The organism is Legionella sp. PC1000 (genome assembly GCF_014109805.1).
Classification (GTDB): Bacteria; Pseudomonadota; Gammaproteobacteria; order Legionellales; family Legionellaceae; genus Legionella; species Legionella resiliens.
Genome location: NZ_CP059400.1, coordinates 3072609 through 3085185, shown reverse-complemented (window position 1 = coordinate 3085185; position 12577 = coordinate 3072609). Strand labels below are relative to the sequence as shown.

Below are 12577 nucleotides of genomic sequence, written 5' to 3'. Positions count from 1 at the left end.
ATTTCATTTATAAGGTAATTCGTTTTGAATAGGGAGAAAGGATATGGAACCCAGTAATCATTTATATCAAGCTCAATTAGATTTAATACCCATACTTTCTCATGCAACTATTTTTACAGGCATCGGTCACATTGAGCAAAAAATGCTTGCAGATAAGTGTGTTATTGAAAACTATAAACCTGAAGAAATCGTTATCGAACAAGGAGAAATAGGGGACAAGCTTTATATTATTATTCGAGGTACTGTGCAAGTTTCTATAAAAACTCAGTCTATGGGGTGGAAACGCATTAATACTTTGGGGGCTGGTGATGTGTTTGGGGAAATCGCTATTTTACGCAATATCCGCAGAACGGCGCGTATTAGCACCATCACTGCTTGCCAGTTTCTGACGATTAGCGCAAGTGACTTTTTGGCGGTGTATCAATATTTTCCTGCGCGCGCACGCGACAATATTCAGCTTGTTGTTGCCAAACGGTTACAAGAAAGTGGTGCTCATGTGCGTTTGTAAAACACAGCCATTGTTTGGAACTCATGGTACGTCGCCATTTATTTTTGCAATGGGCAAAAATGAGTATTGACATATCACGTCAAAAACAATGATTGCGTGATTATCGAACGAAATTGAAATTGCGATTTCCGGAAATAAAATGGAAACGAATTTTATTAATGTTATATTGGGATTTATAGAAGGGTTTGCCCTGATTATTTCTCCTTGTATTTTGCCTATCTTGCCTATTTTTCTAGCAGGCTCACTGACTGGATCCAAAAAAAGACCGATGGGGATTATTGTCGGTTTTACTTTGTTTTTTTCCTTATTGGTGTTCTTTTCCCATCAATTAGTACGTTACTTAGATGTAGATTTTAATTTAGTTCGAGAGATTGGTTATGTCATTTTACTCCTGTTGGGAGCCATCATGATCTCGAATTATTTAACAGAGCAATTTGGTAAAATAACTCAGGGACTCACTCGAATAAGCAGTTTTTTTTCTTCAGTCAATAAGCCAGAAGGAGGATTTTGGAATGGACTTTTCTTGGGGGGAATCATTGCAATCATTTGGACCCCTTGCGCTGGGCCTATTTTAGCAGCGATTATCGTACAGACTGTGGTTCAGGAAACGACAATAATCAGTTTCTTTACTTTGATGGCGTTTGCTCTGGGTGCTGCAATTCCTATGTTTATTATTTCTCTATACGGAAAAAAGTTAATAAATACCTTCTCTTTTTTTAAAACACGCGCCACTCTTTTTCGTAAATTTTTAGGGGGAGTAATAATCGCAAGCGTAATCTATATGGTTTACTTTGAAGGAAAAGTGGTTTCTTCTTCAGTGACTCCGCAAACAGGAATTAAAACGTCAAGCTCACTTATTAATGGCTTATGGTTTACTTATCAAGCACCACCGATACAAGGTATTGATACCTGGATTAATTCACCGCCTTTACGCATGATTGATTTACGTGGAAAAGTAGTCTTAATCGATTTTTGGACTTATTCGTGTATTAATTGTTTGCGCACACTGCCTTATCTTAATGATTGGTATAAGCGTTATCATGATAAAGGACTCGTTATTATTGGTATCCACACGCCTGAATTTGATTTTGAAAAAAATTTAGATAATGTCAAAGCTGCAGTGAAGCGGTATGGAATTTTATATCCTGTAGCACTTGATAATCAATTTATTACCTGGAGGAACTATAAGAATCATTATTGGCCTGCTCATTATTTAATCAATAAAAAAGGCGATGTGGTCTATCGACGTTTTGGTGAAGGTGAATATGATGTTATGGAGAACAATATTCGCTTTTTATTGGGGGTTAAGGACTTAAGCACTATGAAGTCTTTAAAAGAAAGTTCAGTAAGTATCGCTCAAACACCAGAAACTTATTTGGGATATGCGAAAGCCGATTCCTATTACAGTCCCGAACTCATAAAAGATAAAACCACTCGCTACTATTTTTCCGATCAATTATCTGCTAATGCCTGGGTCTTGGAGGGGTTGTGGCAAGTCAATGCGGAGAATATCGTTGCAGCAGAAGCAAATGCGGCGATTAAAATCCACTTTAATGCGCGCAAAGTATATGCTGTTATGGGAAACAGTACTGCTAAACCGATTAAGGTTAAAGTGGTTTTAACTGATAAACAATCAGGTAAAAAGCTACAGGAACGTAGCATTCTCGTTGACAAATATTCCATTTATGAGCTGATTTCAGAAAAGAAATTTATCAGTGGGTACCTGCAAATTATGGCAAGTGAACCTGGAGTTAAAATATATACTTTTACTTTTGGAAGTTGATGTTTGATTTTAAAGCGTACAAGTCGGAACTATTCTGGGTTGCTCGTTCATCAAGAAGTGTTGCTTCTTTTCCTTTCTGGAAGAAAGCGGTCGGGTTTGAGGCACGTGGTTCAAGAGGAGGCGCAGGAGTTTTTTGAGTTTTTCCACTACTTTTGATTGAATCGGGTTTGAATTGCGGATATTCCTTTTTTAGTTCCAAAAACGCATCAATCTTAAATAGAAGTTTAAATAATTCGCCAATTTCTTTGTCTTTAACGTGTTGTTCTAAGAGCATTCCTAAGTCAATAAAGATTTGCCCATTGATGAAAACAGCAACCTCAGGATTAATTGCCTCCATAATTTGGTTTTGAGTGTACCCAGAATCGTTATATCCTCCAATTGCTTTGATTGAAAAACGTTTTTTTAATGCAAATGAAAAGCTATCAGCCAATGCATCGCGAAATTCTGCTGAATTTTCTATAGGGAGCTCAACAAGTAAGTTTCTACCATACGCATTGGATTTACTCGAAATTTTAATGCCAAATTTTTTGTGATGAACGCTAAACGATTTTAGAAACAAAAGTACATTATCTGCTTTGACGAGCTCTCTTTTGGGGGTTATGGGATATGAAGTAATAATCTCCATATTACCTGGAATTTTTGTTAAGAGGCTTGCAAAATTAAAGGCACCAATATGAAAGAAATGACAATTTCCACCCCCTAAAACATGCTCATATTTTATGGGATCGTTTGCATCCTTAGCTGGGCTGAAGAGGCTTACTTGGACGAGTGGCCAACCTGAATCGTAATTGCGGAGAGATACCGGGATTTTATTATTATCACTCTTAGTGTTGTTGTAGTTATTCAGAATAGAAGCCTGTTCTTCCTCTGAAAAAGGCTGTATTGGCATGGTATTTTCCCCCTGAAACAAGTGTAGAATAACTACTGATTTTGCTGTTTTTATTTTTTGATAACAGAAAGAATCTTTTTTACTTCAGCAACAATTTTTCCCTCTTCATCGGTTATAGGGACAATAAATTCTGAGTCAATTTTCTTTGCTTCATTGACTTCAAGTCGAATTCTTTCAACGTGTTCTGGGGATAATTCAAATTGGGCATAAAGGGTCCCTTTAGCGGGGATTTTATAACGGATGGAGGCAGACTTATCCCAAACAATATACCCTTTTCCTAATGAATGCATGAGCATCAACATATAAAATGGATCAGTCATAGAGTACATGGAACCACCAAAATGTGTTCCCACATAATTTTTATTCCAAAAACGCATCTTCATTTGGACGACAATATAAGTACCATCAGAATGAAATTTTTTTACGCTGATTCCTGCGCCCCAAAAAGGCGGCCAAAACCGTATCATTCTTAATAGTGTTGAGAGTTTCATGCAAATAGTTCCAATATAAAAAGAAGGTTCCAGATTCTATTTTTCATTTTCTGTCAATTTCAGTCAATAAATATTATATACTGCATTCCGCTTTTATAATGGGATTATTAAGGTTCTCTTTATGTGTCGCTTCATCGTAAAAAAAATTTTTTTCCTCGCTGCAATGATTCCTTTGGTAGCGAATAGTCAAAAAAATTCCTATCTTCCGCCTGTTTTTATTGAGAGCCACAGACTTACAAAAATTCAGGCTGTGGTTCCAGTCATTGATAAAATGTACCAGAACTATGCTGAAAAAAATCATGTTCCTGGTTATGTGTATGGGATTATCTTAGATGGACGTCTGGTACATACTGGACGAGGTGGTTTCACAGATATTGCAAAAAAAACTCCCGTTACTACCCAATCCATGTTTCGCATCGCCTCGATGACTAAAGGGTTCACAGCTATGGCTGTTTTAAAACTTCGCGATGAGGGTAAATTAAGACTAGGTTCCGTGAACCAATTTTTTTAATTACTTGAAAAGTAGGCAGTTTTTATAGTGAAATTCGATTGCGATCGTTAACAACACTAATGGAACTGCCTACATGTATAATAATATATCAGAACGAGTCTGGGATACAATTTATTCTTTTCTGCAAGGAGTAAAAGGATTGCACATTAAGAATAATGAGAAGACAAGATGCTTTGTGGAAGGAGTCTGGTATGTATTACGTACAGGCTGTCAATGGCGCCTGCTCCCGCCCTATTACGGACATTGGCGTAAAATTCACAAGCGATATAAAATGTGGTCAGATCGCGGCATTTGGACTGGCTTAATGTCTTCAGTTAGCGATGTTGATGATCAAGCCGTCATGATTGATGCCACCATAGTGCGCGCGCATGCGTGTGCATCTGGTTACGACAAGGAAGGGAATGATGCTCAGGCATTGGGGCGCAGTAAAGGAGGTTTTACCACTAAAATTCACGCTTTGGTGGATGGACTGGGGAATCCGATTAAGTTTATCCTGACCGGGGGACATCGAAACGATATTACTCAAGCAGCAGAGCTATTGAAGGAGCAGCGTGACACGATAGTTCTTGCAGATAAAGGATATGATTCACAGGCACTTGTTGACACACTGGAGAGTCAAGGCTGTATTGCAACCATTCCGTCAAAAAAGAATGCGAAGAACCCAAGAAAAATCGATAAAGAGCAGTACAAAGAGCGGTTTTTAGTTGAAGCTTTTTTCTCCAAAATCAAACACTTTCGGCGTGTTTTTTCTCGTTTTGATAAAACAACGACCGCTTTTTCCGGGTTCTTACATTTGGCCGGAGCGCTTATATGGATGCGCTAGAAAATTGGTTCACGGAACCTAGATGATCCTGCCTCTATTTATATTCCTGAACTAAAAAATCAGAAATTAACCCAAGATGCCTCGGAAATTACGATTCGTGATCTATTAACCCATTCTGCGGGATTCCCTGAAGATAATCCATGGGGCGATAGAAATTTAAATAAAACAGATGAAGAATTAATCGACTTGATAAAACAAGGAATTTCTTTATCCAATACTTCTGGAACATCATTTGAATACAGTAATCTCGGGTTTGCGCTTCTGGGATTGATTGTTAAAAAAGTATCAGGAATTCCCTATCAGGAATATATTGCTGCAAATATTTGGCAGCCTTTAGGTATGAAACAGGCCGCATGGGAATTTGCACAAGTTCCTACGGATCAATTAGCCCACGGTTATCAATGGGTCAATGGAGATTGGCAAGAAGAACCCTTGTTACACGATGGCAGTTATGCCTCTATGGGAGGGATGATTACTTCCATTGAATCATTCAGTCATTATGTTGCATTCCATCAATATGCATGGCCTGCGCGTGATGATGCAGAAACAGGTCCGATAAAAAGAAGTTCCCTGCGTGAAATGCATCAACCTTGGCGATTTTATGCTGTGAATTCAAAGGTTAACGTAAATGGTAAAGAGTGTCCGACAATTAGTGCTTACGGTTATGGCTTAAGATGGTCCAGAGATTGTGACGAGAAAATATCAGTAGGACATAGTGGTGGGCTTCCTGGTTTTGGTAGTAATTGGCTCATATTGCCTGAATATGGAGTGGGAGTAGTTTTATTAACTAATGTGACTTATGCTGCTGCGGAGGTCATTAATGTCCAGGCTATGAATAAACTTATTAAACAAGCTCAATTTAAACCAAGAGAGTTACTCCCTTCAAAAATTTTGCACGAACGACAAAAAGCATTGATGAAATTACTTCCTGAATGGAAGAGTGCGACCACAAGCGGGTTGTTCGCACTGAATTTTTTTCTCGACTCACCGGTTGCTTCACTGCAAAAGAAAACTCAAAATCTTTTCGCTAAAGCGGGAAAAATCCTCCATGTAGGTGATGTGATCCCAGAAAATCAATTACGGGGATATTTTATTATCCAAGGAGAAAAAACAAATCTTAAAGTCAGTTTTACCTTATCACCAGAGAGTCCTGCATTAATTCAGAAATATGAAATAGAAGAAAAAACATAATTGTTGCGGAGATCGCAGTTGAGGATTAACGCTTTTTCTTATGTCCTGAGAACTTGTCTGCAGGATCCAGGCTTTGTTTATCTCACTGGATTCTGCAGATAAGCCGCAGGACGTAGAAATAAAAAAGTAACAATCCCACTGACCAGGGCATGTTGACAATTCATCCCTACCGCCTATGTGCCGCGACTTGTTCGCGGCATCCAGCCCGATCTTGATAAACGGCAAATTTCTTCATATAGATCACGCCAATCTGGATTAAGACCCTCAATAAACTTTAACTTCCGCTGCCTGCACCAATTTCTGAAACGTTTTTCACGCCGAGCAGCTTCTACATAGGTTTCATGAACCTCATAATAAACCAATTTAGGCCAGTTTTAGAGTCGTTCTTCCGAGGGATAATTGGAGTAGATGATTTTTGTCTAATCAGTTCTCGAATTTCCTCACTATCATAAACTTCTCTGCAATGGCGTAATCAGATTTAGGGAGTTTTTCAATGAGATTAGGAGCTGCTTTAGCATCATATACTTCACCGCCAGTCAATTCAAATTCAACCGGAAAGCTGCAAGCATCAACTGCCATATGGATTTTTGTTGTATTGCCACCAACGGATTTCCCAATGGCTTGATTTTCCTCTCCGACAGCACCCGAACTATTGGATGCCGCGAACAAGTCGCGGCACGTAGGCAGTGGGGATGAATTGTCAACATGCCCTATTATTTTAAATAATACTGTGTGCAGATACAGCTCGTTCACAAAGCATGCGTAATGCAGCTGCAATTTGTTTTAATTCATCATTGTGTAAATTGTATTTTTTACCTAATTGAATCGGATCAGTGAAACTTAACCACACTTGACCGGTTTGGTCTTCTGTAGCCATCACCCGTAACGGTAAATCCAGTGCGATTGCTGCATTTTCTTGCATTAATGCTGTGCCTTTTGCTGGGTTCCCTATAATAAGGACCTCGGTAGGTGGAAGTGATTGATTTACCTTTTGGGCTTCATTGCTGTGATCAATGTGAGCAAAGATTTTTCCGCCTTTTTGGGTAATCAAATCAATTATTCGTTGAATTGTTTGGGAGACAGAATAAGGACTTTGAAGCGTTTGTGAACCAGAACCTGCTGGAGCTCCCAGCTTTATATCAAAAGCTGCTGCAATTTTACGGCCTAGGATATCTAAATCAGATAAATTCTCTTTATTCGCCAAAAGAGTGACACACAAGAGTTCATTTGGTGCAGTAAAACGGCTTAAAAAAGCTGAGAAACCAGGAAGTTTTCCTTTTATTTCCATTAATCCTGGATGGCCTGGAAATAACCAACCCACATTCCCAGGTATAACCGTCTCATTGTCTAAAGTAATACAATGATATAGGAAATCTCTATTCTCACTTTCTTTGATTAAAATAGTTCCGGCTAAACTGATATCCCATAAGCTGATGTCTTCCGCTGATGCAATGATGCCGCTGTGTGCAAAAGTTGTCGTCCATGTGATCCCCGGGGCTGCATTGTTATCCGTTGTATAACCAACAGCCATTTCTACAGGGTTTATATAAGATGGATTATGTAAAAATTCGCTGTGCTTAAAAGGAAGGGTGCCGGTGTGAACTTCATTATCGATTAAGGATGTGTTTTTGATAAAAAATGTACGTTTTAAACCCACACGCTCAATTTGATTTTTGCTGATATAGGATTCATAACTCATACCGCTTGTATTTTCAATAATAATTCCGAGTAGGTAATAATTTGAAGCGCTGGGTTGCATTTTGGTGCCCGAGGGAAAGAGTAAATTGGGATCCTTGATTAAATTAAAAATCTCTTCAGGCTTATAATCTTTATGATAAGAAAAACCTTCACATTCTGAGTAATCAGGTATTCCTGAGCTATGCGTTAATAATTGTCGAATGGTAACACCTTGCCATGCTTGCGGAAGAGACGATAAAGAAGCAGAAATTAAGTCATCTAATTTCAGTTTTCCTTCCTCTATTAATTGCATCACAGCCACTGCAGTAAATACATGAGTCAATTGACCTACGTGAAAGAGTGTGCGTGTCGAAACCAAAAGTTTTTTTTCTGTATCAGCGAATCCATAACTGACTACTCGCGTAATATATGGGGCTTGAACAATCGCCAGAGACATTCCCGGAACATTATTTTCTTCCATATATTCTATTATGAGGTCATCTACAGATTGACCCCGATAAAGGATATGGAAATCGCCGCGACCAGTACCAGTGTGAGTGCTCATTTGGATATTCCTTTTATATGCCACAAACTATTTTTAGTATAGATGCGGATTGATGAAATGTAATTGTGAGATAGAACCTGTAGTCGTGTACACGCGTCATTTTGGGTATATTTTGCTTCAACACAAATATATCTTTAATGTGCCTCTTGCTTATAGGGAAGCTCTATATAAGAATCCGCTCCATAGTGGATTTTGTTGCGACAACAATAGGGTGGGACAGCAGTATAAGGAACAATAAATCCTTCTTTCATGCTGACGTACAGTTGGTCACTCCGACTGGCAATTTCTAAAAGCAAACTCTCGCCTTTTTGATAAAATGAGGCAGCCGGCGTCAGGCTAAAACGCAATAAGACAGGTATATTATGTTGAAGGGGCGTTACTATCGATGTATTAATAACTAACTCACAACGAGTACTCTGGGTATCGATGGCCCGTGTAGCAGGGCGAAGATGCCCCATAGACAAAGGATGATAATTCCCTTCGTGATCTATTTTCCCTAATCGAGCGATTACATAGGAATCAATTTCATTACAACTGTATTTAAGTTGCAATGTAATAGGACCAATTATTGTTGTTTCTCGCTCAAAAATAAATTCATAAGCCAATTTTTGCGTTTCGAATTGTTCAATTCCGGGTAAGACTTCTGTACCTGGAGGAATAGAAATCCAGGAATCTTGTTCTTCATTCGGTATTTGATGCTGTAGTATTCGACGCTTTGAACTATTGGATTGGCCTTGAAGATAAAGCTTATGTACCTGCATTTCTGGAATAGGAAAATTTGTGGCGGATTCAAATTTGTTTTTTCCTTCTACCCAGTAGCGAACTGGAGATAAATTAGAGTATCCATTATCAATCCCTTTGACAATATGATCAAAAAAAGCAAGCGCTTCCAATTGCCATGAGTAGACAGGTAACTCATATTCGGCGGGCCCAAGTATCATCCATTTTTTATTTGGGGGGGTACCTGCGTGTTCAAATAGGTCATAACAGCCAAATTGATGTAATGCAATGTTACCTAAATTTTGTACTGTAACAAAAGGAACATTAATCTGGTTTAATTTTCGAAATGGTCCTTGTGCAATTTGAGTCTCTTCTCTTAAGTTGCTATCGACCATAAGATGAATGTACCAGCGAAGTGCTTCAGGGATGACATGACTTTTTTTAAATCGTGCAATAATTTTATTTAAGTTGGGCTTTATGAATCTATTCCATAACCAGGGATAACTGATGAAATAGCTAAGGACTGCTCTTTTCCACGGGGCTATATAGCGATGCACTGTGGCCGGATTGAAGTTAGCCCCTACCCATAAATTCAAAAAATCAGCATTAAACACACTGCCATAGTGGAAAATATGTCGGTAAAAATCAGTACAAATTTCATTAGCAAAAAAAGCGCGTAACGATGGAGGATTAAGTGCAGCCACACTGGCTTGATTCATACCATAGTAAGAGGTTCCAAACAAACAGACATCACCATTTGACCAAGGTTGTTGTGCTGCCCATTCAATACAATGAAAATGATCATCAGTTTCCTGCTCATTTTGCCAAAGTTGAAAAGTACCTTCGGAGCGTCCAATAGCTCTCGCGGTGACAACAACTTGTACATAACCTCTATCAGTAATTACCGGAGGAGAACCAATTTCATTATTTCCGGTAGGGAGGCCAGTAGTATGTAAGTCGCGGTTGTAAGCCGAAAATTGTAAAATAACCGGATATTTTCCAGACTTTCTCGGTATATAGACGTCCGCAGAGAGATGAACTCCGTCCGGCATTGGAATCATTACATCAGCTAAAAGCTTACACCCTAATCCTGAATCAGCGATACAGTCAGGCTTCCAGCCAGCTAATTGATATTGATTTAATCGTGCGCGAGGAATGAGTAAACGATTTAACCTTCTTAACATAACTTACAATCCTTATTTCACCGCAGTCTCATAACTAATTGTTCTAAAAAAAAAATATTTTTAACACATAATAATCTTCAGATAATTCGTGAGATAATACAAGTTCCTCTTTAAGCCCACTTAAAAATGATGCAAATTTTCTCGTTGGTTATTTTCTGCGGGCCTCTGGCAAATTTCATCTAACTTCAGTTTTTCCCTAATTAGTTGCATAAAGCTATTGCAGTAAATCATGCGGATAACATCGATCGATGTGTTCTGCATTATTTATTTCTTCTTGTCTTATTATGTATTTGATGTTTCTAGTAAATTTACTATATTGAATAAATATAGAGTTATTTGAGTTAATTTTTCCCAATTAAATCAGTAATATTTAATAATCAAAAATGTTTGCTCTTCGTACTAATAGATTTATAGATATGCATGTGAACAACAGTTTCTAAAGAATATGGATTTAAAAGGATACTTTAGTATGCATCATGCGCTTCCTCTGATCACTACGGTTGCAATGGGATTTGCTTTAGCATTAATCCTGGGATTTCTTGCGGTACGATTTAAGATTCCTGCCTTGGTAGGTTATTTATTAGCTGGTGTCGCTATGGGACCATTTACTCCAGGGTTGATGGCTGATGTTGAAATCGCTCAGGAACTCGCTGAAATTGGAGTCATGCTACTCATGTTTGGAGTAGGATTGCACTTCTCATTATCTGATTTGCTGTATGTTCGAAAGATTGCCATTCCGGGGGCGATTGTGCAAATGATTGTAGCAACAATATTGGGGGGGTGTACTGCCATTATGTGGGGTTGGAACTATGGCTATGCCTTGATTTTTGGACTTTCGTTATCCGTTGCAAGTACGGTCGTATTATTGAGAGCACTTGAAGAACGAGGCATGTTGGGAACAATTAATGGTCATATTGCAGTAGGCTGGCTTCTGGTTGAAGATCTGGCTATGGTGGTTGTGCTGGTATTGCTTCCGCCATTATCCCAATGGTTAGGTAATAATCCAGCAGTCAGTATACACAAGCCATTGTGGTTTGTCCTTGGTCTTACGTTCATAAAAGTTTCCACTTTTATTGCCCTGATGTTCTTGGTAGGGCGGCGATTTTTTCCCAAATTGCTTTGGCATGTTGCCCGTACAGGATCACGCGAATTATTTACTTTGTGTGTTGTTACCGCCGCAATTAGTATTGCCTATGTAGCTGCTAAACTGTTCGGGGTTTCCTTTGCTTTAGGTGCTTTTTTTGCTGGGATGCTCATGAGGGAGTCTGCCTTTAGCCATCGTGCAGCCGAAGAATTATTACCCCTTCGAGACGCATTTGCTGTATTGTTTTTTGTTTCAGTCGGTATGTTGTTTAACCCTGCTGTTTTAGTGGAACAACCACTGCAGGTATTAACTGTTGTAGGTATCATTGTTATTGGAAAATCAATTGCAGCATTTATTCTCGTCCTCGCTTTTCGCTATCCATTACAATCGGCATTGGTTGTATCAGCAAGTCTGGCGCAGATTGGAGAGTTTTCTTTTATCCTTGCTGAACTTGGAATACGCTTGGGCCTCCTTCCTGTAGAGGGACGAAGTTTTATTTTAGCGGGTGCGTTAATCTCAATAGCCATTAATCCGCTTATATTTAAACTAATCACTCCTATCCATATATGGGCAAAAACTCACTCTAAATTAATGGAGATTTTTGAGCGTACAAAAGATCCTTTAACTGAGTTACCTGTGACCACTACAGAAAAATATCTTGCAGGACACGTTGTTCTGATAGGATATGGACGAGTGGGGAAGCGAGTTGCTCGGTTACTTTCGGAAAAAGCTGTTCCTTATATTGTAATCGATGATAATCGAGAGCTAATAGAACGCTTGCGAGTTTCGGGTATACCCGCAGTTTATGGCGATGCATCCAAGCCTTCTGTACTTATGCAAAGCCATATTGCCCATGCCAGTATGCTTATCATTGTAATATCGGAGACTGTGCATGTGGGAAAGATGATCCAATATGCAACTAAATTCAATCCAGAAATTGAAATTGTTATCCGGACACATAATGAGGAAGAGGCTACGTTATTACAAAAAGAAATCAACGGAAAGGTGTTTTTTGCCGAGGGTGAAATAGCAAAAAATATGGGACTTTATGCCTTGAACCGATATGGGAAATCACCTACTTCAAAAAATTAAAATAATAGTTTGTTTATGGAATCCTGAGTGGTAATAAAGCAATATAAGATGTATTCTGA

General features: G+C 38.7%; 10 protein-coding genes and 2 pseudogenes. 6 read left to right on the top strand and 6 right to left on the bottom strand.

What is annotated here, in order from left to right:
- The first annotated feature begins 43 nt into the window (after positions 1-43).
- Positions 44-508 (top strand): cyclic nucleotide-binding domain-containing protein, encoded by a 465-nt coding sequence (locus tag FOLKNPGA_RS13465; protein WP_182350383.1) that lies wholly within the window; start codon positions 44-46, stop codon positions 506-508.
- A gap of 139 nt (positions 509-647) precedes the next feature.
- Positions 648-2291: a cytochrome c biogenesis protein DipZ gene (locus FOLKNPGA_RS13460; protein ID WP_182350382.1), complete on the top strand. Its 1644-nt coding sequence runs from the start codon at positions 648-650 to the stop codon at positions 2289-2291.
- On the opposite strand, the gene FOLKNPGA_RS13455 is transcribed toward FOLKNPGA_RS13460, so the two are convergent.
- Positions 2275-3180 carry a hypothetical protein gene (locus FOLKNPGA_RS13455; protein WP_182350381.1) on the bottom strand — a complete coding sequence of 302 codons (906 nt, stop codon included), beginning with the start codon at positions 3178-3180 and terminating at the stop codon, positions 2275-2277. The two genes, FOLKNPGA_RS13460 and FOLKNPGA_RS13455, sit on opposite strands and share 17 nt — an antisense overlap.
- A gap of 50 nt (positions 3181-3230) precedes the next feature.
- A complete protein-coding gene (locus FOLKNPGA_RS13450; protein ID WP_182350380.1) occupies positions 3231-3671 on the bottom strand; it encodes a DUF4442 domain-containing protein in 441 nt (146 codons plus the stop codon).
- 121 nt (positions 3672-3792) lie between these two features.
- Between FOLKNPGA_RS13450 and FOLKNPGA_RS13445 the strand changes: the two genes are divergently transcribed.
- The 3 genes from FOLKNPGA_RS13445 to FOLKNPGA_RS13435 all read left to right on the top strand — a co-directional run bounded on the left by FOLKNPGA_RS13445 (position 3793) and on the right by FOLKNPGA_RS13435 (position 6196).
- Positions 3793-4182: a serine hydrolase gene (locus tag FOLKNPGA_RS13445; RefSeq protein WP_255465979.1), complete on the top strand. Its 390-nt coding sequence runs from the start codon at positions 3793-3795 to the stop codon at positions 4180-4182.
- A 73-nt stretch (positions 4183-4255) separates the two neighbouring features.
- Positions 4256-5005, top strand: a complete 750-nt coding sequence (locus FOLKNPGA_RS13440) for an IS5 family transposase (protein ID WP_058441825.1) — start codon at positions 4256-4258, stop codon at positions 5003-5005.
- Between the two features lie 3 nt (positions 5006-5008).
- The gene (locus tag FOLKNPGA_RS13435; protein ID WP_255466091.1) at positions 5009-6196 is read left to right on the top strand and encodes a serine hydrolase; all 1188 of its coding nucleotides are present in this window, start codon (positions 5009-5011) and stop codon (positions 6194-6196) included.
- Between the two features lie 173 nt (positions 6197-6369).
- Here FOLKNPGA_RS13435 and FOLKNPGA_RS19015 read toward each other — a convergent pair.
- The 4 genes and pseudogenes from FOLKNPGA_RS19015 to FOLKNPGA_RS13420 all read right to left on the bottom strand — a co-directional run.
- Positions 6370-6558: pseudogene (locus FOLKNPGA_RS19015) on the bottom strand (hypothetical protein); the annotation flags it as partial.
- Positions 6540-6859, bottom strand: a pseudogene (locus FOLKNPGA_RS13430) (transposase); the annotation flags it as partial. The pseudogenes FOLKNPGA_RS19015 and FOLKNPGA_RS13430, both read right to left, overlap by 19 nt.
- 55 nt (positions 6860-6914) lie before the next feature.
- Complete coding sequence (locus tag FOLKNPGA_RS13425) at positions 6915-8438, bottom strand: serine hydrolase (RefSeq protein ID WP_182350378.1); 1524 nt, start codon at positions 8436-8438, stop codon at positions 6915-6917.
- 134 nt (positions 8439-8572) lie between these two features.
- On the bottom strand, positions 8573-10342 hold the full coding sequence (locus tag FOLKNPGA_RS13420; protein ID WP_182350377.1) for a CocE/NonD family hydrolase: 1770 nt from the start codon (positions 10340-10342) through the stop codon (positions 8573-8575).
- Between the two features lie 469 nt (positions 10343-10811).
- Between FOLKNPGA_RS13420 and FOLKNPGA_RS13415 the strand changes: the two genes are divergently transcribed.
- Positions 10812-12518 carry a cation:proton antiporter gene (locus tag FOLKNPGA_RS13415; RefSeq protein WP_182350376.1) on the top strand — a complete coding sequence of 569 codons (1707 nt, stop codon included), beginning with the start codon at positions 10812-10814 and terminating at the stop codon, positions 12516-12518.
- The last annotated feature ends 59 nt before the right edge of the window (positions 12519-12577 follow it).